This is a genomic window from Bradyrhizobium sp. CCBAU 45394 (assembly GCF_028128655.1).
In the GTDB taxonomy this organism is placed as follows: Bacteria; Pseudomonadota; Alphaproteobacteria; order Rhizobiales; family Xanthobacteraceae; genus Bradyrhizobium; species Bradyrhizobium diazoefficiens.
Genome location: NZ_LBIX01000155.1, coordinates 48,021 through 70,933, shown reverse-complemented (window position 1 = coordinate 70,933; position 22,913 = coordinate 48,021). Strand labels below are relative to the sequence as shown.

General features: G+C 64.5%; 19 protein-coding genes, 1 pseudogene and 1 riboswitch. Of the genes and pseudogenes, 14 read left to right on the top strand and 6 right to left on the bottom strand.

The features are described from left to right. The first annotated feature begins 152 nt into the window (after positions 1 to 152). The 7 genes and pseudogenes from murJ (at position 153) to WN73_RS17225 (ending at position 8,953) form a co-directional block, all read left to right on the top strand. Positions 153 to 1,682 (top strand): murein biosynthesis integral membrane protein MurJ, encoded by a 1,530-nt coding sequence (gene murJ, locus WN73_RS17255; RefSeq protein WP_271553940.1) that lies wholly within the window; start codon positions 153 to 155, stop codon positions 1,680 to 1,682. A gap of 263 nt (positions 1,683 to 1,945) precedes the next feature. After that, the gene (locus tag WN73_RS17250) at positions 1,946 to 2,221 is read left to right on the top strand and encodes a DUF1127 domain-containing protein (protein WP_271553939.1); all 276 of its coding nucleotides are present in this window, start codon (positions 1,946 to 1,948) and stop codon (positions 2,219 to 2,221) included. Between the two features lie 58 nt (positions 2,222 to 2,279). Next, a complete protein-coding gene (locus WN73_RS17245; RefSeq protein WP_271553938.1) occupies positions 2,280 to 2,804 on the top strand; it encodes a GNAT family N-acetyltransferase in 525 nt (174 codons plus the stop codon). A gap of 229 nt (positions 2,805 to 3,033) precedes the next feature. Then, a complete protein-coding gene (locus WN73_RS17240) occupies positions 3,034 to 5,343 on the top strand; it encodes a xanthine dehydrogenase family protein molybdopterin-binding subunit (protein ID WP_182868931.1) in 2,310 nt (769 codons plus the stop codon). A 125-nt stretch (positions 5,344 to 5,468) separates the two neighbouring features. After that, positions 5,469 to 5,918: a cytochrome c gene (locus WN73_RS17235; RefSeq protein WP_028173227.1), complete on the top strand. Its 450-nt coding sequence runs from the start codon at positions 5,469 to 5,471 to the stop codon at positions 5,916 to 5,918. Positions 5,919 to 6,112: 194 nt separating this feature from the next. Continuing rightward, positions 6,113 to 6,198, top strand: a riboswitch (ZMP/ZTP riboswitch). Between the two features lie 34 nt (positions 6,199 to 6,232). After that, a pseudogene (gene glyA, locus WN73_RS17230) lies at positions 6,233 to 7,521 on the top strand (serine hydroxymethyltransferase). A gap of 148 nt (positions 7,522 to 7,669) precedes the next feature. Further along, positions 7,670 to 8,953 carry a cystathionine gamma-synthase family protein gene (locus tag WN73_RS17225; protein ID WP_011088652.1) on the top strand — a complete coding sequence of 428 codons (1,284 nt, stop codon included), beginning with the start codon at positions 7,670 to 7,672 and terminating at the stop codon, positions 8,951 to 8,953. A gap of 9 nt (positions 8,954 to 8,962) precedes the next feature. On the opposite strand, the gene WN73_RS17220 is transcribed toward WN73_RS17225, so the two are convergent. Further along, the gene (locus tag WN73_RS17220) at positions 8,963 to 9,211 is read right to left on the bottom strand and encodes a VF_A0006 family four-cysteine protein (protein WP_333937974.1); all 249 of its coding nucleotides are present in this window, start codon (positions 9,209 to 9,211) and stop codon (positions 8,963 to 8,965) included. A 292-nt stretch (positions 9,212 to 9,503) separates the two neighbouring features. Beyond that, positions 9,504 to 9,923, bottom strand: a complete 420-nt coding sequence (locus WN73_RS17215) for a CHRD domain-containing protein (protein ID WP_271553936.1) — start codon at positions 9,921 to 9,923, stop codon at positions 9,504 to 9,506. Positions 9,924 to 10,077: 154 nt separating this feature from the next. Here WN73_RS17215 and WN73_RS17210 point away from each other — a divergent pair, with 154 nt between their 5' ends. Continuing rightward, a complete protein-coding gene (locus WN73_RS17210) occupies positions 10,078 to 11,001 on the top strand; it encodes a c-type cytochrome (protein ID WP_182868927.1) in 924 nt (307 codons plus the stop codon). Between the two features lie 3 nt (positions 11,002 to 11,004). On the opposite strand, the gene WN73_RS17205 is transcribed toward WN73_RS17210, so the two are convergent. Continuing rightward, positions 11,005 to 11,250 (bottom strand): Lrp/AsnC ligand binding domain-containing protein, encoded by a 246-nt coding sequence (locus tag WN73_RS17205; RefSeq protein ID WP_014493934.1) that lies wholly within the window; start codon positions 11,248 to 11,250, stop codon positions 11,005 to 11,007. A gap of 124 nt (positions 11,251 to 11,374) precedes the next feature. Continuing rightward, entirely contained in the window at positions 11,375 to 13,354 is a 1,980-nt protein-coding gene (locus WN73_RS17200; RefSeq protein WP_271553930.1) for a hybrid sensor histidine kinase/response regulator, read from the bottom strand. Positions 13,355 to 13,665: 311 nt separating this feature from the next. On the opposite strand from WN73_RS17200, the gene thiD reads away from it, so the two are divergent. From thiD to WN73_RS17180, 4 genes are all read left to right on the top strand, one after another. Continuing rightward, positions 13,666 to 14,466 carry a bifunctional hydroxymethylpyrimidine kinase/phosphomethylpyrimidine kinase gene (gene thiD / locus WN73_RS17195; RefSeq protein ID WP_271553928.1) on the top strand — a complete coding sequence of 267 codons (801 nt, stop codon included), beginning with the start codon at positions 13,666 to 13,668 and terminating at the stop codon, positions 14,464 to 14,466. A 216-nt stretch (positions 14,467 to 14,682) separates the two neighbouring features. Then, positions 14,683 to 15,495: a UDP-2,3-diacylglucosamine diphosphatase gene (locus WN73_RS17190; protein ID WP_060908231.1), complete on the top strand. Its 813-nt coding sequence runs from the start codon at positions 14,683 to 14,685 to the stop codon at positions 15,493 to 15,495. After that, a complete protein-coding gene (locus tag WN73_RS17185; RefSeq protein WP_060908230.1) occupies positions 15,495 to 16,568 on the top strand; it encodes a glycosyltransferase family 4 protein in 1,074 nt (357 codons plus the stop codon). Before WN73_RS17190 ends, WN73_RS17185 begins: the two co-directional genes overlap by 1 nt. Positions 16,569 to 16,631: 63 nt before the next feature. Continuing rightward, positions 16,632 to 17,615, top strand: a complete 984-nt coding sequence (locus WN73_RS17180) for a threonine/serine dehydratase (protein ID WP_060908229.1) — start codon at positions 16,632 to 16,634, stop codon at positions 17,613 to 17,615. A gap of 699 nt (positions 17,616 to 18,314) precedes the next feature. Here WN73_RS17180 and WN73_RS17175 read toward each other — a convergent pair. Beyond that, complete coding sequence (locus tag WN73_RS17175; protein ID WP_271553926.1) at positions 18,315 to 20,066, bottom strand: caspase family protein; 1,752 nt, start codon at positions 20,064 to 20,066, stop codon at positions 18,315 to 18,317. Between the two features lie 187 nt (positions 20,067 to 20,253). Between WN73_RS17175 and WN73_RS17170 the strand changes: the two genes are divergently transcribed. Next, positions 20,254 to 20,697: an RbsD/FucU family protein gene (locus WN73_RS17170; RefSeq protein WP_182868918.1), complete on the top strand. Its 444-nt coding sequence runs from the start codon at positions 20,254 to 20,256 to the stop codon at positions 20,695 to 20,697. Between the two features lie 148 nt (positions 20,698 to 20,845). Continuing rightward, on the top strand, positions 20,846 to 21,205 hold the full coding sequence (locus WN73_RS17165) for a hypothetical protein (protein ID WP_039185965.1): 360 nt from the start codon (positions 20,846 to 20,848) through the stop codon (positions 21,203 to 21,205). 282 nt (positions 21,206 to 21,487) lie between these two features. Here WN73_RS17165 and WN73_RS17160 read toward each other — a convergent pair whose 3' ends face one another. Continuing rightward, a complete protein-coding gene (locus WN73_RS17160; RefSeq protein WP_271553924.1) occupies positions 21,488 to 22,894 on the bottom strand; it encodes a hypothetical protein in 1,407 nt (468 codons plus the stop codon). Positions 22,895 to 22,913: the final 19 nt, after the last annotated feature.

Genomic DNA, 22,913 nt, shown 5'->3' with positions numbered 1-22,913 from the left:
GCGCGAAGCGCCGGGTGAGGGTTCTCTCCTCTGGGGGAGTCTTTCTTGTTGAGACACCCTCTCCCCAACCCTCCCCCGCGAGCGGGGGAGGGAGCATACCGTCCTCGCGGTTTGCACCTAGACCTGATCTCGCCATGCTCTAAAACAGACGCATGCTCGGACGCATCTTCACGGTCGGTGGTTACACGCTGCTTTCGCGGCTGACGGGATTTGCCCGCGACATCATGCTCGCGGCGATCCTCGGCGCCGGCCCGGTGGCCGACGCCTTTTTCGTGGCGCTGCGGTTGCCGAACCATTTCCGCGCGATCTTCGCCGAGGGCGCGTTCAACGCCGCCTGGGTGCCGGCCTATGCGCATGTCCATGGCGAGCGCGGGGAGGGGGCGGCCAAATTGTTCGCCGACCGCATCTTCACGCTGCTCTTGGCTTCGCAAGTCGTGCTGCTCATCGCCGCCTGGCTGTTCATGCCGCAGGCCATGAGCATTTTGGCGCCCGGCTTCAGTGAGGATGCCGAGCAGCGCAAGCTTGCGATCGAGCTGACCCGGATCACCTTTCCCTATCTGCTGCTGATCACGCTGGTGACGCTCTATGGCGGCATGCTCAACGTGATGCAGCGCTTTGCCAGCGCCGCGGCCGCGTCGATCTTCCTCAACGTCGCGATGATGATGACGCTGGCAGTTGTCGTCTGGTTTCCGACCGCGGGCCACGCCGCGGCCTGGGGCGTCCTGATCTCGGGCTTCCTGCAATATTTCCTGCTCGCCGGCGATCTCGCCCGCCATGGCGGCCTGCCGCGCTTTGCGCCCTTGAAGCTCGACGAAGACGTTCGCGGCTTCTTCAAGGCGCTGGGGCCGGCGACTCTGGGCTCGATGGGCACGCAGGTCGCGCTGTTTGCCGACACCATCATCGCGACCTTCCTGCCCGCGGGCGCGCTGTCGGCGCTGTATTATGCCGACCGCCTCAACCAGCTCCCGATCGGCGTCATCGGCATCGCCATCGGCACGGTGCTGCTGCCGGAGATGTCGCGGCGCATCACCGCGAACGACCATGACGGCGCGATGAAGGCGCAACGCCGCGCGTTCGACTTCACGCTGCTGTTCTCGATCCCGTTCGTCGCGGCCTTCATCACCGTGCCCGATGCGATCATGCGCGCACTGTTCGCCCGCGGCGCGTTCTCCAAGGCGGATGCCGCCGCCGCCGGCGCCACGCTCGCCGCCTATGCCATCGGCTTGATCCCCTTCGTGCTGATCCGCAGCGCGGTCGCGACCTTCTATGCCCGCAAGGACACCGCAACGCCGGTGCGCGCCTCTCTGACCGGCATCGCCGTCAATGTTGCGTTGAAGGTGGCCCTGATGGGATCGCTGGCCCAGATCGGCCTCGCGCTGGCGACCGCCGTCGGCGTCTGGACCAATCTCTTGCTGGTGCTGTTCTTCGCGGTACGCCGAGGCTTCCTCGTGCCGGACCGCGCCTGGCTACTGTCGCTCGCGAAGTTCCTGCTGACCGGATTGATCCTCGCTGCGGCCTTCTTGCTGATTGCGCGCTTCAGCCCGGCCGCTCTTGCCTCCGTGCACGCCTTCCGGGACGAATTGGCTCTGGTCCTGCTGGCCGTCGGGGGCACGATCGTCTATGCGCTCGCGATCCTCGTTCTGTTCGGCCGCCGCTGGCTGATCGCGCTGGTGCGCGGCTAGGCGCCGGAGCGTAGCACTCGCCTCGAGGGTGTAAGTGACCTCCGCACATCCCTTGATTTTGCACGATTGCTGTGGTACGGTCGCCTCATGATCAAATCAGTGCGCAACATCAACTCGATGCACGTGACCCGCTTCGGCTGGGCCGTGGGAGGAGTCGCGCGCTAGGAATTCGACGACGACATCTTTCCACCAGGCCCCGCCGGCATCGGACGGGGCCTTTTGTTTGGCCACGCTCCCTGCCGGCACAACAGCAGGAGCGTCCCATGCCACCGCAACAGACTAACATCACCTCCGAGACGGGGGGTGATGCTGCGCGGCTTCGCCTCGACCTCTCCATCGTCTTGAGCCTGCTTAAGCGATATTGGCTTGCATTTCGGGATCGGCGTCAGAGCCCGCGCGTCTCCTTGCAGGCCCTGAGTGACAGGGAACTGATGGATATTGGTCTGACGCGTGGCGAGATCGACTACTTCACGCCTGAACGCGCAGTAGACAGGCTTAGAGATGGCACGGCGGGCCTGTGGGGCCGTGGCGTGATGTAACGGACCATAAATCTCTGCCCATGCGATCCCGCGCCATTACAATAGAAAGGTGGCGATCATGACGTCACATGTTGCTATTGCTCAGGCGGACGTAGAAGTCCGGCGATTGACTGTCGATGACCTGGATCTCTTTCGCGAAATTCGCGCGGAGGCGCTTCAGAAGTACCCTCAAACGTTTGGTTCTCCTGAAGAGGACGAAGGCGGTGAAGCGATGTTGATGGCTTATCGCCATTGGCTCAGCGGCACTATTCTTGGCGCGTTTGAATCCGGGAGCTTGATCGGCGTCGCGGGCCTCTATGTCTCACCCTACAAGAGATCGCAGCACCGGGGTCAAATCTTCACGGTCTATGTAAGAGAAAACGATCAAGGGAAAGGTGTCGGAGATCGGCTCATCAAAGAGATTCTTGCCCATGCCGAGGCACGTGTCGAACAGGTACATCTTGCCGTCTTGTTAACAGCAACCGCTGCAATCAAGATCTACAAGCGGAACGGGTTCGAAGTCTACGGCACCGATCCTGGTGCCATCCGCATCGGGGATATCACGTACGACCAGTACCTTATGATGAAGAAATTCATCCGCTGAATTCGATTTGGCATGGCCTGGTCTGGTCGGAAACCGGGCGCAGCGACGGAGCGCCGAATCCTCGGACCCACGGGAAATGAGCGGACTTCAGCCTTTCCAAGCAAATTCCGCTTACGGATGAACGGTGCTTTTCCCGGCCTGCGATCAACGTTCACGCCTAAAGCCATTTGCCTTGCCACTTTTTCCACGGCAATATGCCGGCAAAACAACCATGAGAACGGGATAAAAAATGGCTGCTCCCATCAAGTTCGGCGTTGGCCAAAGTGTGCTGCGCAAGGAGGATGACGCGCTCATCCGCGGCAAGGGCCGCTATACCGACGATTACGCGCCGCAGGCTGCGCTCCGCTGCTTGATGCTGCGCTCGCCGCACGCGCATGCTAAATACACCATCGATGCGAGCCGCGCCCGTACGCTGCCCGGCGTCGCGCTGATCCTGACCGCCGCCGACGTTGGGGATCTCGGCAATCTGCCCTGCCTGTTCAATCTCGAGACCGATCCCTTCACCGGCCCGCCATACCCGATCCTCGCGAAGGATGAAGTGCGCCATGTCGGCGATTCCATCGCCTTCGTGGTCGCCGAGACCATCGACCAGGCCCGCGACGCGATCGAGGCGATCGAGGTCAAATGGAGCCCGCTGCCGGCGGTGACCGGCGTCGTCAATGCCGTGAAGAAGGGCGCGCCGCAGGTCTGGCCGGACAAGGCCGGCAACGTGCTGTTCGATGTTTCGATTGGTGACAAAGCCGCGACCGAAGCTGCCTTTGCCAAGGCGCATGCGGTCGCCGAGATCGCCATCGTCAATCCGCGCGTGGTCGCAAGCTTCATGGAGACGCGCGCGGCGGTCTGCGAATACGACGCCAAGCGCGACCATCTGACGCTGACGGTCGGCAGCCAGGGCAGCCATCGCCTGCGCGACATTCTCTGCCAGAACGTGCTGAACATCCCGACCGAGAAGATGCGGGTGATCTGCCCCGACGTCGGCGGCGGCTTCGGCACAAAACTGTTTCCGTACCGCGAATACGCCCTGATGGCGGTCGCGGCGCGCAAGCTGAAGAAGGCGGTGAAATGGGCGGCCGACCGCTCCGAGCATTTCATGGGCGACGCGCAGGGCCGCGACAACGTCACGACCGCGAAGATGGCGCTGACTGAAGACGGCAAGTTCCTCGCGATGGATTGCGACCTGATGGGCGACATGGGCGCGTATCTGTCGACCTTCGGGCCCTATATCCCGCATGGCGGCGCTGGCATGCTGCCGGGCCTCTACGACATCCAGGCCTTCCACTGCCGGGTGCGCACCATCTTCACCCACAGCGTGCCGGTCGATGCCTATCGCGGCGCGGGCCGGCCCGAGGCGGCCTATGTCATCGAGCGCCTCGTGGACGCGTGCGCGCGAAAGCTCGACATGACGCCGGACGCCATCCGCCGCAAGAACTTCATCCAGCCAAAGGCGCTGCCGTACAAGACGGCCACGGGCAAGGTCTATGATTCCGGCGACTTCGCCGCGCATCTGAAGCGCGCCATGGAGATCGCCGAGTGGAAGGAGTTTCCCAAGCGCGCCAAGGCGGCCAAGAAGCAGGGGCTCATTCGCGGCATCGGCCTTGCGAGCTATGTCGAGATTTGCGGCGTGATGGGTGAGGAGACGGCCAATGTCCGCCTCGATCCCAATGGCGACGTCACTGTCCTGATCGGCACGCAGTCGAGCGGACAGGGGCACCAGACCGCCTATGCGCAGATCGTCGCCGAGCAGTTCGGCGTGGCGCCGGAGCGCGTCCACGTCCGTCAGGGCGATACCGACGAGATCGCGACCGGTCTCGGCACCGGCGGCTCGGCTTCGATCCCGTCAGGCGGCGTCAGCGTCGAGCGCGCCACGCGCGAGCTCGGGCAAAAGCTGAAGGAGATCGCGGCGCAGGCGCTGGAAGCCAGCGCCGGCGATCTCGAGATATCGGAGGGCGTGTTGCGCATCGCCGGCACCGATCGTTCGATTTCGTTCGCCGATCTCGCCAAGCGGCCGGGCGCCGATCCGTCGAAGCTGAACGGCAGCGCCACCTTCGCCAGCGCCGACGGCACCTATCCCAACGGCACCCATGTCGCGGAGGTCGAGATCGATCCGGCGACCGGCATCATCAAGATCGTCAACTACGTGATCGTCGACGATTTCGGCAAGACGCTCAACCCGCTGCTGCTCGCCGGGCAGGTGCATGGCGGCGCCATGCAGGGCATCGGCCAGGCCTTGATGGAGCAGGTGGTCTACGGGGCCGGTGACGGCCAGCTGATCACCGCGACCTTCATGGACTACGCGCTGCCGCGGGCGGCTGATGGTCCGGACTTCGTGTTCGAGACCGCCAACGTTCCATGCAAGACCAATCCCATGGGCGTGAAGGGGGCGGGCGAGGCCGGCGCGATCGGCTCCTGTCCGGCCGTCGTCAACGCCATCGTCGACGGGCTCTGGCGCGAGTACAAGATCGACCACATCGACATGCCGGCGACCCCGGAACGGGTGTGGATCGCCATCAGCGAGCACCGTCGCCGTCACAGCCTGTAAGCCACAATCCTGCCGCGCGGGAATAAACGCCCCGCGCGGGGTTCTATCCATGAATGGACCGCGACTCCCGTGAAGCGGGGGGATGGTCCAATCCCAAGGCATTTGCGAGTCGGAGAAACTAACCAATGAAACGGACGATGATTGTCGTGACGACCCTGCTATTGGGCGCGGGCGCCGTGATGGCGCAGCAGGAGGTCGCGGTTCAACAGGATAATCTGATGCGCTCGCAGGCCAAGAGCCTCTATACGGTCATCCTGAAGATGACCAAGGGCGATATCCCCTACGACCAGAAGGCCGCCGACGAGGCGATCGCCAATCTCGAGACCGACGTCGCCAAGATCGCCAAGACCTTCGAGGTCAATCCCAAGCAGGACGTGGTGAACGCGACCTATGGGGCCTCGCCGAAGGTCTGGAAGAACAAGGCCGATTTCGACTCCAAGATCCCGCCGGTGCAGAAGGCGATCGCGCAGGTCAAGGGCAAGATCACCGACGTCGCGAGCCTCAAGGCCGCCTATACCGCGATCAACGATCGTTGCACCGACTGCCACGAGACGTATCGGCTGAAGTTGAAGTAGCCACCTCACTTTTTTCCACGCTCGACCTCGAAGCCCGGATGAGCGCAGCGATATCCGGGAAGGTGACCCCGCATGTTGCTTCGCTCATGCGGCTCCGAGTGTTGTCTCAGCTGGCACGGCCTGCGGAACCGGTAGTTGCTGCAGGTCCGCAGGTCGGCTAAGCTGTGCTTTACGAAGAGTCTCCGTGCTCATTCGTCCTATCGCGCGACTGGCGAGCTAACGTGGAATCGACCACGGTGAAGCGCGAAGGGTTCCGACGCCGATCGCCTGGGCAACCAATCTGCTGGAAAAACAGCGTGTTGAGGAGCCCGAGCATGCCGTCATTTCGCAACGAACTGTCCATCAACGATCAAGAGATCGCCGCCGCCCTTGCGGGGGAAGAGCACCGCCAACAGGACGGCGTCGAGCTGATTCCGTCCGAGAATTACACCTACCCGGAGGTGCTTGAGCTGCTCGGATCGGTCTTCACCAATAAATATTCCGAGGGATATCCGGGACGCAGATACTACGGCGGCCAGCAGTATACGGACGAAATCGAGCGCCTCGCACGCGAGCGGGCTTGCTCGCTTTTTCGTGCCGAGCACGCCAACGTTCAGCCTCTTTCCGGATCACCGATGAATCAGGCCGTCTATCTCGGCCTGTTGGAGCCCGGCGACACCATTCTCGCCATGGACCTGTCCCATGGCGGTCATCTCACCCACGGCGCGCCGGTGTCCCACATGGGGCGTTTGTTCAACTTCATTCGCTACAAGACGGCCCCGTCAAACGGCGGCGCGATAGATTTCGACGAATTGCGCGCGATTGCGCGTGAAGCGCGTCCGAAGATGGTGTTGTGCGGTTACAGCTCCTATCCGCGCGACCTGGACTATGCGGCATTCAAGAGTATTGCCGACGAAGTTGGCGCGCTCACGATGGCTGACGTGAGCCACTATGGCGGATTGGTTGCCGCGAATGTCATGCGCAATCCGCTTGATGCCGGCTTCGACGTCATGACGACGACATCCCACAAGACGCTGCGCGGCCCCCGTGGCGGGATCATCCTATGCCGGAAAGAAAATGCCGGTCGGATCGATGCTTCCGTATTTCCCGGTTTGCAGGGCGGACCTCACATGAACGTCGTGGCCGGGATTGCCGTGACGCTCAAGAAGGCGGCGACCTCGGATTTCCAGGTCTACGCGCGGCAGGTCTTGCGCAACGCGAAGGTTCTTGCCGGCGCGCTGATGGAGCGCGGGATGAAGCTGGTCACGGACGGAACAGACAATCACATGATGGTCGTCGATACGGCAGCGTCCGTCGGACTGGACGGGCGGGCAGCCGAGGATGTGCTTGATGCCATAGCCATCACCACAAACAAGCAAGTGATTCCGGACGATCCGCGCCGCCGCTCAGGCCGAGCGGTATTCGCCTTGGGACACCGGCGGCGACCACGCGTGGCATGGGAGAGCCCGAAATGCGTCGTATCGGCGAGTTCATTGCGGCGGCTCTGCAGGCGAACGGCAACGATGTGGTCGTCGCGCGCCTCAGGTCAGAGTGCGTCGAGATGTGCCGGGCTTTTCCTGTTCCAGGCGTGATGTCCAGAGCTAATTCTGTTGCCAAGACCTGACGGATCGTTGTGAGAGTGGTTATCTTCGGTCGAGCCGCCGCGGCGTTGATTCGACCTGCTGGATGCCGGCGCATCTCGCTCCCGATTGCCTCACGATGTTTGGAGTTCCAACGCGCGGCGCGGATCCTAGTCAACAGCGAGACTGGCCATGGTAAAACCCTTTCCGTCGAAGACCCACATCGGCAACCATATGCTGCATCCGGAAACGCTGATGCTGACCTATGGCTATGATCCGCAGCTGTCGGAAGGCGCCATCAAGCCGCCGGTATTCCTGACCTCGACCTTCGTGTTCAGGACCGCCGAGGACGGGCAGGACTTCTTCGATTTCGTCGCCGGCCGGCGCGAGCCGCCGGAGGGGATGGGCGCGGGCCTGGTCTATTCGCGCTTCAACCACCCCAACAGCGAGATCGTCGAGGACAGGCTCGCGGTCTATGAGCGCACCGAGAGTTGCGCGCTGTTCTCCTCCGGCATGGCGGCCATCGCAACCACGATCCTCGCCTTCGTGCGCCCCGGCGACGTCATCCTGCACTCCCAGCCGCTCTATGGCGGGACGGAAACCCTGCTGACCAACACGCTTGCGCGCCTGTCGATCGGCGCCGTCGGCTTTGCCGACGGCATCGACGAGGCGGCGGTCAAGCAGGCCTCGGAGGAGGCGATGGGCAAGGGCCGGGTTTCGATGATCCTGATCGAGACCCCGGCCAACCCGACCAATGGCCTCGTCGACGTCGCGATGATCCGCCGCATCGCCGACGCGATCGGAAAGGCCCAGGGGCATACGCCGATCATCGCCTGCGACAATACGCTGCTCGGGCCGGTGTTTCAGCGGCCGATCGAGCATGGCGCGGACCTTTCGCTGTACTCGCTGACCAAATATGTCGGCGGTCACTCCGACCTGATCGCGGGCGCCGCGCTCGGCGCGAAGGCGATCATGAAGGGCATCAAGGCGCTGCGCGGAGCCATCGGCACCCAGCTCGATCCGCATTCCTGCTGGATGATCAACCGCTCGCTCGAGACGCTGAGCCTGCGCATGGAAAAAGCCGATGCGAATGCGCGCCTCGTGGCGGCTTATTTGCGCGATCATCCCAAGGTGGCCAAGGTCCACTATCTCGGTCATCACGAGGAGGCATCGCCGGCGGGGCGTGTGTTTGCGAGGCAGTGCCTGGGGGCGGGATCGACGTTCTCGTTCGACATCGCCGGCGGCAAGGAGGCCGCGGTCAAATTCCTCAACGCGCTGCAAATCCTCAAGCTGGCGGTGAGCCTCGGCGGCACGGAGTCGCTGGCCAGCCTGCCGGCGACGATGACCCATTCCGGCGTTCCCGCCGACATCCGCCAGAAGATCGGCGTGCTCGATTCCACGATCCGGTTGTCGATCGGCATCGAGAACCCGTCGGATCTGATCGCGGACCTCGCGCAGGCGCTGAATGCGGCTTGAGCGGGGGGATCAAAGCGGATTGGACGCGCGGCATGCCGACATGATCGCCGCGGCAGCCTCGTTGCTCTGCGCGCCCGAGAGCTGCCGCACGAGGCAGACGTAATAGCCCTTGCTGGATGCGTTCAACAGGGAATCGCCGTTGACGACGAGCCAGTTGCAGGCGGAGCGGATGTACTGCACGGCAAGGGGCGATCGTGTATCGCGGATTGCGGACAGCTCGCATTGAGCTTGCTTTTCCATGTCGCTCTGCGCGAGCACCGGTCCGAAGAAGCAAAGAAGCGCTCCGGCGGCGACGAGGCCTGGCACAACGTGCCACGGCGCGCGCGCCGATCTTCTGATGCCGGCGTCGCCGGGCCGATCGAGAACGCTGGAAACGAGCCGCACGGTGCCACTCTGGAGATTGGTGAGGCCGAAGTTTACGGCGGAACGCGCGAGGCTGGCAAGGCACGAGGTCCGGACATTCCCGCACGTTAAGGTCCTCGCCCGAATCGAAAAGGCCGGACGCTCCCTCCTTGCGTCCGGCCTTTCCGCGACGAAGCCGCGTTTTCGCTTACTTCATCACCTGGCCGCGGATCTCGCCGCCCGGATTCGCCGCCGTGTGGATGTTGACGTAGAGCTTGCCGGCCAGCAGATCGGCGGCCTGCGCGTCGGTCAGCGTCGCAGAGCCCTCGACCGGGCTCGATGTCGCATTCGGGATCGCGATCGCTACGCCGGCGTTCTTGCCGGCCTCGGCGGGCCCGTGGAAATGAGCGGCGGTGGCGGGGCCGGAGAGGCCGGAATAGGTCACCTTCCAGGAGAGCTTCTTGCTGGCGGCGTCATAGTCGAGATCGGCCGTTCCGGTGCCGCTGGTGGTGGTGGCGGGCACCTCGGACTTGCCGTCCAGCGTCGCCTTCAGTTTCTCCGCGCTGGCCGGGGCGGCGAACGCGACGGCAGCTCCGAGTGCCAGCGTGGCAAAAATTGCTTTGTTCATGGGTCTCTCCCTGTTGACGTCTGATTGCGGACAACTTGCAAACAGTGCGCGCAGGAGTTTATTCCCGGATCAAGCTCAAACCATCTAAATTATTCGTGGCTGGAGCGGCCACCGGCGAATCCGTAAGTTCGGCCGATCTCCATGGGATACCTCGATGCTGCGACGAACAATTCTTGTCATGCTGATCGCTGCCGTTGCAGGCTTCGGCGTCTATTGGTGGTTGACGGCGCCGGCCGCATCGGCCGTGCCGTTGCCATCCCGGGCGCCGGATCTTGCCAACGGGCAGGAGATCTTCAATGCCGGCGGATGCTCCTCCTGCCATGCCGTGCCCAACCAGCCCGACCGCTTGCGGCTCGGCGGGGGCCTGGCGCTCGGCTCGCCATTCGGCACGTTCTACGTGCCCAACATTTCCCCCGATGCCGCCGACGGCATCGGGCGCTGGAGCGAGACCGAATTCGTCAGCGCCGTGATGCGCGGCGTGTCGCCCGAGGGCCAGCACTACTTCCCGGCATTTCCCTACACGTCCTATCATCTGGCGAAGGTGGAGGACGTTCGCGATCTCTTCGCCTATCTGAAGACGCTGCCGCCGGTGTCCGGCAGGGTGCGCGACCACGACTTGCCGTTTCCCTTCAACATCCGCCGCAATGTCGGCATCTGGAAATTGGTGTTCATGCAGAGCGGGCCGTTCGTCGTGGACGCGTCGCACCCGCCGCAATGGAATCGCGGCGCCTATCTCGTCAACGGCTTCGGCCATTGCGCGGAGTGTCACAGCCCGCGCAATCTGCTCGGCGGCATCATCACCGCGCAGCGTTTCGCCGGCGGGCCCAATCCGGAAGGCGAGGGGTGGGTGCCGAACATCACGCAAAAGGGCATTGGCGAATGGAGCGTGAAGGATATCGCCAATTTCCTGAAGACCGGCGAATTGCCCGAGGGCGACAGCGCCGGCGGCGCGATGGCGCGCGTGATCAAGAACACCTCGCAATTGTCGGATGAGGACATTGCGGCGATGGCGGATTACCTCAAGTCGCTGCCGCCGGTGGACGGACCGCCGCGCCCGAAACGCAAGGATGCTGGTTAGAGGCTAGCTCGCGCCGAACGCCTTGAAGGTGATGATGGTGAGCGTGTCCTGGATGCCGGGCAGCACCTGCACCTTTTCGTTGATGAAGTGGCCGATGTCGGTGTCCTTGTCGACGTAGAACTTCACCAGTAGGTCGTAATGGCCGGCCGTGGAGTAGATCTCGGAGGCGATCTCGGCTTCGGCGAGCGCATTGGCGACCGTGTAGGACTGGCCGAGCTTGCATTTGATCTGGACGAAAAAGGGAACCATTGCAGTCACTCCGAAGGCATATCTGGCGGCTAATAGGCCAAAACCGGGGGGGCTTGGCAAGCGAACTTGCCGCCTCGCGGCTGCCCGAGGGATTGGTCCTGGCCAAGCCCCTCTACAAGGCCGTCTAGGAGGGCAGGGGCGCGCCGGCAAACGCCTCCCTCAGCCGCCGGGCCAGCTCGGCATTGCGATAGGGCTTGGTCAGGACGATCGATTGCGCGTGCGCGCGGCCCTGCTCGACCAGGGTCTCCAGGGCATAGCCGGAGGAGAACACGACAGGCAGTCCGGGCCGGATGCGCCGGGCCTGGTCGGCGAGCTCCCAGCCGCTCATTCCGCCGGGCATCACGATGTCGGTGAACAGGAGGTCGATGGCCGGGTTGGTGCGAAGCTGCTGCAAGGCCTCCTTGCCGTTGACGGCGGCGACCACGCGATATCCCAGCGCCTCCACGCGCAGCGTGACGGAGGAGCGGACGAACGGATCGTCCTCGGCGACCAGGATCGTTTCGTGCCCCCGGGGCGCAGCCTCCTCGCGCGCCTCGATGTCGCCGAGCGACTGCTCGCCGCCGGCATGCGGCAGGTAGATGCGGACCGTCGTGCCGAGGCCCGGCTCGCTGTAGATCGAGACGTGTCCGCCTGATTGCTTGGCGAAGCCGTAGACCATGCTGAGGCCGAGGCCCGAGCCCTTGCCGACCTCCTTGGTGGTGAAGAACGGCTCGAAGGCGCGCTCGATGACGTCAGGCGTCATGCCCTCGCCGTCATCGGTGATCGAGATCAGGGCGTAGCTGCCGGACTCCACCTCCGGATGCTGGACGCGATAGTGCTCGTCGATCGCGGTGAGCTCGGTGCTGAGGGTGAGATGCCCGCCCGCCGGCATGGCGTCCTGCGCGTTGAGCGCGAGATTGAGCACGGCGGATTCGAGCTGGGCGCGGTCGGCGAAGGCGAGGATGGAGCCGGCGCCGAACGCCGTCGTGATCTCGATGTTTTCGCGCAAGGTGCGCTTGAGCAGCTTGTGCATGGAGGTCAAGAGCTCGCGGCACTCGATCGCGCGGGGTTGCAGCAATTGGCGCCGGCTGAACGCCAGCAGCCGCTGCGTCAGCTCCGCGCCGCGTTCGCCCGACTGGCAGATGTCGTCGGCGAAGCGCCTGAGGTCGGGACGGGCCCTGAGCTGCTCGCTGAGAAACTCCGCGTTGCCGATGATGACGGTGAGCAGATTGTTGAAGTCGTGGGCGATGCCGCCGGAGAGCTGGCCGACCGTCTCCATCTTCTGCGCCTGCTGGAGCTGCTGCTCGGTCAATTTGCGCGTGGTCAGGTCGTGGACGATGCCGACGTAGATCAGCTCGCCGTCCTGCCACGCCTGGCCCACCGACAGATCCATCGGAAAGGTCGATCCGTCCTTGCGCACACCGGCGGCTTCCCCGGTGGCGATGCGCAGCGTATGACCCGTGGATGAGGGCCTCTCCTCATTGGACATCAGCATACCGATGTCGAGATTCATGACCTCGTCGGCGCGATAGCCGAACAACCGTTCGCAGGCGGGATTGAACAGGAGAATGCGGGCTTGCGCGTCGAACAGGATGACGCCGTCGACCGCGGTCTCGACCACGGCGGTGAGGCGTGTCATGCTCTCTCGCAGCGCGCGCTGGGCTTCACGAACCTGGCCGAGGAGCTGGGCCGCATCCCGGTTCTTGGTCTCCTCCTCCTTGAGCGCGGCCTGGACCTGCCGGAGCTCGAACGGCGAGGGGATGGTCAGGATCTTCGGCAGAAGCGGCCAGAGCGCTCCCGCGGTGATGACCGACGCCACGGCGGTGAGTGCCTTGACGATGCCCTCGACGCCGTAGACGGGCACCCAGAGCGTGTAGATCGACAGCACATGCGTCAGGCCGCACGCCATGATGAAGACGGCGAACGCCCAGAAGACCCACCCGAATTCGAGGTCGCGCCGCTTGGTGACCAGGATCGCGAGCGCAAACGGGATCGAGAAATACGCAAGCGCAATGCAGGCATCCGAAACGACATGCAGCCATATCAGCTCGGGCTCCCAGAGCAGGCAGATGCCGTGCGGGGAGAGCATCGAGGAGTCGAGGATACGTTCGAGGTAGGCCAACATGTGATTGCTTCCCGAGAGGATCGCGGCCGAGGCCGGCCCGCAACATGGCATCGCTGGACGAATCCGCCAATAAACGTCTCACTCACCGGGATGGGCGCCAAGGCCGGGCTATGCCGAGGGCATATTTTCGCGGGATGTGCACACTCGCGGGACGACAAGGCGGGCCGGGCCCTTATCCGGCTGATTCGCCGGGGCCGGACCGGCATAGGTTAGCTCGTCGCGGCGCCCGCGGCCGGCCCGGCTTGCTGGCGCATCCGCGGCACGCTAGGACAAGGCATGGCGGTGTCCCTCTCAAACCAATGTATCCGGCGATGACGACGCCCGTGGCTCTCACCATTGCCGGTTCCGATTCAAGCGGCGGCGCCGGCATCCAGGCGGATCTGAAGACCTTCGCGGCGCTCGGCGTCTACGGCGCCTCCGCGATCACGGCGCTGACGGCGCAGAACACGCGCGGCGTCACCGGCATTCATGCGGTGCCGGCTGATTTCGTCACCGCGCAGATCGATGCGGTGTTCTCCGATCTCGACGTCGGCGCGGTGAAGATCGGCATGGTGGCCCAGGCCGCCAGCATCGATGCGATCGCAGCCGCGCTGGCGCACTGGAAGCCGCGCCATGTGGTGCTCGATCCCGTGATGGTCGCGACATCGGGCGACCGCCTGCTGGCGTCCGAAGCCGTGGAAGCCCTGCGCATGCAATTGATGCCGCTGGCCTCGGTGATCACGCCGAACCTGCCGGAGGCGGCAGCTCTCCTCGGCGAGCCCGCCGCGGCCAGCGAGGCCGGGATCGAAGGCCAGGGGCGCCGGCTGCTGGCGCTCGGCTGCCGTGCGGTCCTGATCAAGGGCGGACACGGCGAGGGCGCCGAGAGCATCGACTATCTCGTCACGTCCGAAAGCACGATCGCGCTCGCCGCGCCCCGCGTCGCGACCAAAAACACCCATGGCACCGGCTGTTCGCTGTCCTCCGCCGTGGCGGCGGGTCTCGCCAAGGGCGAGACTCTCGAGCAGGCGGTGCGCAACGCCAAGGCCTGGATCAGCGCCGCGATTGCCGCTGCCGACCGCTTCGGCGTCGGCCACGGCCACGGGCCGATCCATCATTTTCACAAATTTTACTGACGCCGGCTTCGAGCTGCGCGCCGGCCCCGGCCGTTAACCAACAAGGCGACGGGGACCGGGCTTTTGCGGACAGCCATGGCCGCTTCGTGTCGCCTGATTGTCGCATGCGACTGATATTCGCGGGGAGGGCGAGGCGAGGTTTGATTCGTATCTGAGGGTGCCTCAAAGGTTCAATCGGTCATCCCCCTGTCACGGGATATTGTTACAGGCTGTCGCATGGGAAGCTACGATGTGAGTGACGAAAGCCCTGAAAGGCGCTTTCGCACCTTGTTCATCTCCGACGTTCATCTCGGAGCCCGCGGTTCACAAGCCGACCTTCTGTTGGACTTCCTGCGCTACCATGACGCCGAGACGATCTATCTCGTCGGCGACATCGTCGACGGCTGGGCGCTGAAATCGAGCTGGCACTGGCCGCAATCGCATAACGACCTCGTGCAGAAGCTTTTGCGCAAGGCGCGCAAGGGTGCCAAGGTGATCTACATCCCCGGCAATCACGACGAGTTCCTGCGCAACTATTACGGCACGCATTTCGGCGGCATCGACGTGGTCGAGAACACCGTCCACACCGGCGTGGACGGCAAGCGCTATCTCGTCATCCACGGCGACATCTTCGACCTCGTGGTGCAGAACGCGCGCTGGCTCGCCCATCTCGGCGACAAGGCCTACGACTTTGCGATCCAGATGAATCGCTTCGTCAACTTCTTCCGGCGCATGTTCAAGGTGCCCTATTGGTCGCTGTCGCAATGGGCCAAGCAGAAGGTCAAGAACGCCGTCAACTATATCGGCGCGTTCGAGCAGGCGCTTGCCGCCGAAGCGCGCCGTCACGACGCCGACGGCGTGATCTGCGGCCACATCCACTATGCCGTGATCCGCGACGAGGCCGGCATCCGCTACATGAACTGCGGCGACTGGGTGGAGAGCTGCACCGCGCTGGTCGAGCACGACGACGGCCATTTCGAGATCATCACCTGGGCGGATCAGTTGCAGAAGCCCGCGCAGGTGCCGCAAGTGGCAGCAAGGGCCGCCTGATGCGCATCCTGGTCGCGACCGACGCCTGGCACCCGCAAGTCAACGGTGTGGTTCGGACGCTGACCAAGCTTGCTGACGCCGCCAAAGGGCTTAGCGTTGAAGGTCTTAGCATTGAAGGTCTTGGCGTCGAGTTCAATTTCCTGACGCCGCAGTCGTTCCGCACCTTCGCGATGCCGAGCTATCGCGACGTGCGGCTCGCGATGCCGCGCCCGGCGCGAATCGCGAAGCTGATCGCGGAAGCCCGTCCCGACAGCATCCATATCGCGACCGAAGGGCCGATCGGCCTGATGGTCCGCCGCTATTGCCGCCAGCGCAAGCTGCCGTTCACGACCAGCTTCCACACCCGCTTCCCTGAATATGTCCGCGCCCGTGTGCCGGTTCCGGGCTCGCTGATCTGGCGGGCGCTGCGTCGCTTCCATGCGCCCAGCCGCGCCGTGATGGCGGCGACCCCGGCGCTCGCCCGCGAGCTGACCGAGCGCGGCTTTGACAATGTCGTGCTGTGGCCGCGCGGTGTCGACACGCACTTGTTCCATCCCCGCGCGATCGATCTCTGCCTGCCGGCTCCGGTGTTCCTCTCGGTCGGCCGCGTCGCGGTGGAGAAGAATCTCGAGGCGTTCCTCGACCTCAAGCTGCCCGGCACCAAGGTGGTCGTCGGCGACGGCCCGGCGCGGGCTTCGCTCGAAGAGGCCTATCCCGACGCGATCTTCCTCGGCGAGAAGCACGGCGAGGCGCTGGCGGAAATCTACGCGGCCGCCGACGTCTTCGTGTTCCCCAGCAAGACCGACACGTTCGGCCTGGTCCTGCTGGAAGCGCTCGCAAGCGGCCTGCCGGTCGCGGCCTTCCCGGTGAAGGGCCCCCGCGACGTGATCGGCGATGCACCGGTCGGGGCGCTGGATCATGACCTGCGCAATGCATGCTTTGCCGCGCTCGACATCTCCCGGCAGGCCTGCGTCGAATTCGCCGCCAATTACACCTGGGAGGCCTCGGCGAGGGCCTTTATCGACAGCATAAGGGCGGTCGGTGCGGTGCTGCCGGGCCGGAACGGGGCGGAGCAGCCACGCTTCGTCGCCTGAAGAAGAAAAACCCTCGCGCGGAGGTGTCTTGCCCGGGCGTCATCCGCCGCGATAAGGTCGGCCATGACCGAACAGCCCCTTCCGATCGGCCCTGCCGATATCGATGCCGCAGCGCGGGTGATCGCACCCTTCGCCATCCGCACCCCGCTGTTGTCCTTTCCCGTGCTCAACGAGCGCGTCGGCGCAAAAGTGTTCCTGAAGCCGGAGATGCTCCAGCGCACCGGCTCCTTCAAGTTCCGCGGCGCCTTCAACAAGGTCGCCTCGATCCCGCAGGACAAGCGCGCCGGCGGCGTCGTGGCATTCTCTTCCGGCAACCACGCCCAGGGCGTGGCGGCGGCGGCCAAGATCCTCGACATGCAGGCGACCATCGTGATGCCCGCGGACGCGCCGCTGTCCAAGCGCGAGCGCACTAAATCCTACGGCGCCGAGGTCGTGCTGTACGACCGCGACCGCGACGACCGCGAGGCGATCTCGCGCGGCATCGCCGAGAAGCGCGGCGCGACGCTGGTCAGGCCGTATGACGATCCCTTCGTGATCGCTGGCCAAGGCACCGCCGGCCGCGAGATCGCGGACGACATGGCAGCGCTGGGCCTCAGCCCCGACATCGTGGTGGCACCGGCCTCCGGCGGCGGCCTGATCGCCGGCGTCGCGACCGCGATCAAGGCGCGATATCCGCTGGCGCAGATCGTGGTTGCCGAGCCGGAGGCGTTCGACGATCACGGCCTTTCGCTGACCGCCGGCCATCGCGAGCCGCATGGGCCGGCGGGCCGCACCATCTGCGACGCGCTGATGGCGCTGATCCCCGGCGAGATGACGTTTGCGATCAACAGCAAGCTGCTCGCGCGCGGCGTCACCGCATCCGACAAGGAAGTCGGTGCGGCGGTCGCGTTCGCCTATCGCGAGCTGAAGCTGGTGGTGGAGCCGGGCGGGGCCGTCGGCCTTGCCGCACTGCTTGCGGGACGTCTCGACGTCGCCGGCAAGAACGTCGTCATCGTGCTCTCCGGCGGCAACGTCGATGCGGATTTGTTTGCCGAGCTGGTGGCTTGATTTTTGGAGAGTCTGCTACTGCGACGTAGCATCGTTCTTGAAACCCGCGAGGGCCAGGTAGAGATCGTCGATGAGCCGACGTATTCGTTTGGCTCCGCGGACAATCTGCGAAAGTACGGTACGGAAATCCGTCTTGATAACGCTCATCTAAACTCCGTTCACGGAGTCCGCGCGGACGGGAAGTGGTCCGCGGTCTTTGGCGCCAGTGGAGGGTGTTCTGGCGTCCATCAACACTCTGCCATCGAAGTGGACCGCCATCTATATCTCGCGGTGGGTGATCAAGTCGTCTGCTTAGACCTTGCGACAGGTTCGAGGGAATGGTCACGACGCGTTGATCCGGCGACGTGCTTCGGCGTCTATTGGGATTGCGCTCACGAAGCTCTCATATCCCACGGTGAGCTGCAGATTTCTCGTCTTTCCCTGACGGGCGAAGAGATTTGGAGTGCGACAGGCGCAGACACTTTCTCCGAAGGGTTCAGGTGCCTAGCTAGTGGCATCGAGGTTATCGATTTCAATCAGTCGGTGTACCTTTTTGACTATCGCAGCGGTGCGCGTCTAGCCAGCCCGTAGAGTTCGTGCCGCGAACATGACAAAGGGGCAGAGCGTTTCCGCTCTGCCCTTTTGTCGTTTCGCTTGCCGCGATCAGTGCATGAAGCCGCGGTGATTGTTGCCGCCGCCCATGGCGGGCGCCTGGTTCATCTACTGCCGGAAGTTGTTGCCGCCGTTGTTGACCATGCGGTTGGTCGCATTGAACTGCGGGTGGTTGTTCTGCTGGGTGTTCTGGACCTGCACCTTGTTCACCGGGTTGTTGTTGAGCTTCACGATGCCGGTGTTGCCGTTGTTGACGCGGCTCGGGTTGTTCTGCGTCTGAACATTGACAGGCTTGGTCTCGACAGTTGAACCGGCCTTGCCGACATTCACCGGCATGCTCACGATCTTGCCGGGGGTGCCATTGCCGGCGTTCGGCGTGTTGTTGGTCGCGGGCAGCGTCACGATCTTGCCGATGCCGCCATTGTTGTTGGTGGTGTTGGTCGGCGCAGGCAGGGTGACGATCTTGCCCGGGGTCTGCGAGGGCGTGCCGTTCGGCTGGCTCGGCTGGTTGTTGCCGGCCGGCAGGTTGACGATCTGGCCGCCATTGCCGAGCTTGCCGATGACGTTGCCGTCCACGGGCTTCTGCACGACCGGCAGATTTCCATTCATCTGACCACCGCCATTGCCCTGCTGCAGCGGCAAGTATTTGGGCTGGCCGAGATTGCCGATCTTGAAGGTCGGCGCAATGTTCTGCGGCGCCAGGAACTTCGTCGCCTGCATCAAGGGGACCAGCTTCGGCTGGGCTGCGAGCTTCAGCGCGGACACGGCGTAGGGGCTGTTGCCATAGCTGTCGTAGAAGGTCTGGTAGCCGAGCGGCGAGTTCGCGAGCACCGCCTTGTGCCAGGCCTGCGTGAGCAGGAGGTTGTTGAGCAGCCAGCGGATGTGATCGCACAGCGGGTCGTGCGGGTACATCTGGATGAACTCCTGATAGTACTCCGGCCGTCCCTCCGAGACGACGTAGTCATAGGCCTGGCGCGTCGAACGGCTCGGCAGGTTGGAGGCCATCTGCACGACGGGCGCATTCACCGGCGCACGGTTGGCGGCGACAGCGGTGTCGCCGAAGAAGGTGAAGTCCGACGTCAGCGAGGAACTCTCCCACGGGATCTGCGCGCCGCTGGTGGTCTGGTTCACTGCGAGGCGCACGCGCTTGAAGAGCTGCTCGATCGGCACGTTGGGCTCGCGCGCGACGCTCAGGAAGGCCTGGGTGTAGGGACTGTGGCCGCCGGTGCCGTCGAGCGCCTCGGCGCCCGGCGCGGTCGAGTAACCCACGATCGAGCCGTTCGGCGCATCGACGATTGCCAAGCCGCGGCCGGCATCGTTCACGGAGGGGAAGGGGTTGTTGCGGCAGGCATCGAGGATGACGATGCGCATGCGGCTCGGGATCGTCTCCAGCGTCGACATCACGTCGACCAGACGCACCGAATTGTTGACGAGCTCGGTCGGGCTCGAGACCCTGGCGTCGACGGGAACGAGATAGTTCTCGCCGGCGAGCTGCACGCCGTGACCGGCGTAATAGACCATCGCCACCGTGTTCGGACCGCGCGCGGAGACTTTGGCGGAAAAGTCCTGCACCACGCGGAGCATGTCGTTCTGCGTGAGGTCGGTCGCGGCGACCACCTCGAAGCCGGCCGAATTCAGGAACTTCGCCATCGACTCGGCGTCGTTGTCGGGGTTTTGGAGCTGCGGCGCGTTCTGGTAGTTCGAATTGCCGATCACCAGCGCCACCCGCTGCTCCGGGCCTTGCAGCGCGGTGGGGGCCGGCTCGACCGGGGCGACTTGCGCGGACACCGGGCCGCAGGCAAAGCCGAGCAGGCTTCCCAGGAGGCCTGCAGTCATCAGGAAAGGCTTTAGGCGGAACATGGCGTGCTCCTCTGGCACTGATCTCGATGCGAGATTGGTTGCGAGGAAGCCTGGCCGCGTTCGAGCCCGGGGTCCGTGATCCCTGTCACCATGGGTGGCAGCGTGATCTGAATCACGCTTGGAACCTGCTATGGTGAATGGCCGGTTTCGCCGGCGAAAGACAAGCCTTTAGGGGAAATGCCGTCACATGCTGAAATCGATCGATCCGATCCTGACGCCCGATCTGCTCTGGCTCCTGGCCTCGATGGGCCATGGCGACGACCTCGTTTTCGTCGACGCCAATCATCCGGCAACGCGTATCGCCGCTGCGACATCCTCGCGGCGCCTGATCCAGCTGCCGGGCATGCGCATGGAGACTGCCGCCCGCGCCATCATGTCGGTCTACCCGCTCGACGATTTCGATCCCGATCCGGTGCGCGTGATGATGCCGGTGGACGATCCCGATCGCGTGCCCGACGTGCAGCGCGCGGTGCTCGCGGAAATCGAGCGCGCCGCCGGCCGCACTGTCGCTCCCGGCAAGCTGGCGCGTCCGGATTTCTATCGCGCGGCGGCGGCGGGCTTTGGCGTCGTGCAGGTCGGGGACAGCAGGGGCTATGGATGCTTCCTGATCCGCAAGGGCGTGATCAGTTAGCGGACGCCTTGCGTTCGATCAACAAGATCGCCGCTTCTCACGCAGGGTGTGACGCAATTCCCGTCTGCGATATCCTGCGCATGGCTGCAAACAGTTCTGCACTCGAATTTGAATGGTCATCTCGCAACCGGCTGTCTATGGTCGATCCATGTCGCGCCTTATGTGTCTATTCGTTGCTGTCATCCTGTCTCTGCTGCCGGCCGTCGCGCCCGCCGAGCCCGCTCAAAAGCGCCCCAAGCCGGTCTGGCACGGCTACGGCTTCCTGCCGGGCTATCGCCAGCCGCTGAGCAACAGCATTCCGCTCTACAAGCAGAAGGACGCGATGCGCCGCCTTGCGCGCAACGACCGGCGCCACTGGTACATCGATCCGGTTCCCCAATATTATCGCTGGGACGGCGAGTGGCATTATTTCGGCCGCCCCGGCTTCGGCGGCGGCCGCTACAACGGCGGCAGCTTTGGCCCGTGCTGGACGCGGACACCGATCGGCGCGGTGTGGAATTGCGGGTGACGCTGATCGTCACCATTGCGAGCGTCCATCTATCACCGTCACCCTGAGGTGCTCGCCTCTTCGGCGAGCCTCGAAGGGCGACGGCCCGGCTGCATCGGGGCCGTTCATCCTTCGAGGCTCGGCTTGCCATGCTTCGCATCGCAAGGCTCGCACCTCAGGATGACGGGGCCAACGGCGCCTCCATTGCGAGTGGAGCGAAGCAATCCATACTGTGGCCGCGGAAAGACTCTGGATTGCTTCGCTGCGCTCGCAATGACGATGTTGAGAGAGTGTGCGCCCGCCTTACGAGAAGAACGCGATCTTCTCGGCCTGGGTCATGCGGCGGATCGGCGCGAGCGGGTCGTTGGCGGGCGCGCGGGGTTTTTGCAGGATGCCGCTGGCGAGGATGGTGGCGCCAAGCGAGGACTCGGACAAGGACGCCGACAAGGGCGAGGGCATCGGCAGCGGCGCGGTCGGCGCGGCTGCGAATGAGGCCGTGGCCGCCATGGCCGGGGCGGGTTGCTCCATCACTTCGGCGGCGGCTTCCGCGATGGCATTGGTAAGGCGCGCCAGCGATTCCATCGCGATCGGCGCTTCTTCTGCGTGCGCCTCCGCGATCGGCGCGGCGGCGGGTTCCGGCGCGGCCGGCTCCCGAAGCACGGCAGCAACGGGCGCGGCGACCTCCGCGATCATCGGCTCGGGAATGGCCGCTGCCATCTCGACCGGCTCGATGATCTCGTCGAAATCAGGATCGGGCGCGGCCATCTCCAGCGCGATGGCTGCGAGCACGGCGTCGTCCTCGGCTTCCGCGGCGGCGTCGAGTGAAAACTCGTCGGCGACTTCCGCGAACGCGGGCTCTTCGAAAGCGGCGTCTTCCGGGGCGGCATCTTCGAGCGCGATCGGGCTTTCGGCTGCAATCTCCGGCTCGACGGCGGCATCCATTGCCTGCTCGGCAATTGCGAACGCTTCAGCGTCGCCGGCCGTCTCAGCGGCGGCTTCGGGCTCGGCAGCCACCGTGATGTCCTGCGGCGTCTCCGTAAAAGCCACGGCGGTTTCGCTCGCCATCGCGGCGGGCGCAGCCTCGAGAGGCGAAGCTTCTGCGACGGACGGCGGTGCTTCCCGCACCGGAGCTGCCGAGGAACGCACTGCCGTCGCCTGCGGCGTTGCGTCGCCGTCGGCATCGAGCTGCTCGACCCGATCCCTCAGCAGATCGAATGCGGCCTTGAGCTCGACGCGGGGGTCGAGGGTCGAAACCTGTCCGCAGGCGGCCTCGATCGAGGCGAGCTGCGAATCAATGAGGTCGCAGATTCGCCCGTCGGCGCCGATCTCGCGCCAGCGCCAGGAGATCTCCTTGATGATGCGCACGCCGCGCGGGATCGGGGCAAGGCTCGCCTCGATCGCCGCGGGGTCGAACGCCGCGATCGCGATCGTCTCGGCTTCCCGGATCGCTCGGCGGATCTCGACCAGCGCCTCGGGCAGACGGTCCTCGACGACGGGTTGTCGCTGTGCCGCAAGGGTTTCTTCGATTTTGGCGACCGCATCGAGCACCATGCTCGTGTCGGCATTGCGGTTGCGCTTGGCATATTCGCCGAGGAACCAGCGGCCGCGCGCGGTCTCCATGAAGGCTTCGCGGATCGCGTCGTAATCCTGCTCGTTCGGCTCGGCCGCGCGGGCAGACATGGGCGAGAGGGCGAATGCTTCGTTGGCCATGACAATCTCGTCGCGCAAA

Coding starts and splice junctions, on each gene's coding strand:
- WN73_RS17185 (WP_060908230.1), top strand. CDS start 15,495: ATGCGCATCCTGGTCGCGACCGACGCCTGGCACCCGCAAGTCAACGGT.
- WN73_RS17250 (WP_271553939.1), top strand. CDS start 1,946: ATGCCACCGCAACAGACTAACATCACCTCCGAGACGGGGGGTGATGCT.
- WN73_RS17160 (WP_271553924.1), bottom strand. CDS start 22,894: ATGGCCAACGAAGCATTCGCCCTCTCGCCCATGTCTGCCCGCGCGGCC.
- WN73_RS17245 (WP_271553938.1), top strand. CDS start 2,280: ATGACGTCACATGTTGCTATTGCTCAGGCGGACGTAGAAGTCCGGCGA.
- WN73_RS17210 (WP_182868927.1), top strand. CDS start 10,078: ATGCTGCGACGAACAATTCTTGTCATGCTGATCGCTGCCGTTGCAGGC.
- WN73_RS17235 (WP_028173227.1), top strand. CDS start 5,469: ATGAAACGGACGATGATTGTCGTGACGACCCTGCTATTGGGCGCGGGC.
- WN73_RS17200 (WP_271553930.1), bottom strand. CDS start 13,354: ATGTTGGCCTACCTCGAACGTATCCTCGACTCCTCGATGCTCTCCCCG.
- WN73_RS17190 (WP_060908231.1), top strand. CDS start 14,683: ATGGGAAGCTACGATGTGAGTGACGAAAGCCCTGAAAGGCGCTTTCGC.
- WN73_RS17165 (WP_039185965.1), top strand. CDS start 20,846: ATGTCGCGCCTTATGTGTCTATTCGTTGCTGTCATCCTGTCTCTGCTG.
- WN73_RS17170 (WP_182868918.1), top strand. CDS start 20,254: ATGCTGAAATCGATCGATCCGATCCTGACGCCCGATCTGCTCTGGCTC.
- WN73_RS17175 (WP_271553926.1), bottom strand. CDS start 20,066: ATGTTCCGCCTAAAGCCTTTCCTGATGACTGCAGGCCTCCTGGGAAGC.
- murJ (WP_271553940.1), top strand. CDS start 153: ATGCTCGGACGCATCTTCACGGTCGGTGGTTACACGCTGCTTTCGCGG.
- WN73_RS17180 (WP_060908229.1), top strand. CDS start 16,632: ATGACCGAACAGCCCCTTCCGATCGGCCCTGCCGATATCGATGCCGCA.
- WN73_RS17215 (WP_271553936.1), bottom strand. CDS start 9,923: ATGAACAAAGCAATTTTTGCCACGCTGGCACTCGGAGCTGCCGTCGCG.
- WN73_RS17225 (WP_011088652.1), top strand. CDS start 7,670: ATGGTAAAACCCTTTCCGTCGAAGACCCACATCGGCAACCATATGCTG.
- WN73_RS17240 (WP_182868931.1), top strand. CDS start 3,034: ATGGCTGCTCCCATCAAGTTCGGCGTTGGCCAAAGTGTGCTGCGCAAG.
- thiD (WP_271553928.1), top strand. CDS start 13,666: ATGACGACGCCCGTGGCTCTCACCATTGCCGGTTCCGATTCAAGCGGC.
- WN73_RS17205 (WP_014493934.1), bottom strand. CDS start 11,250: ATGGTTCCCTTTTTCGTCCAGATCAAATGCAAGCTCGGCCAGTCCTAC.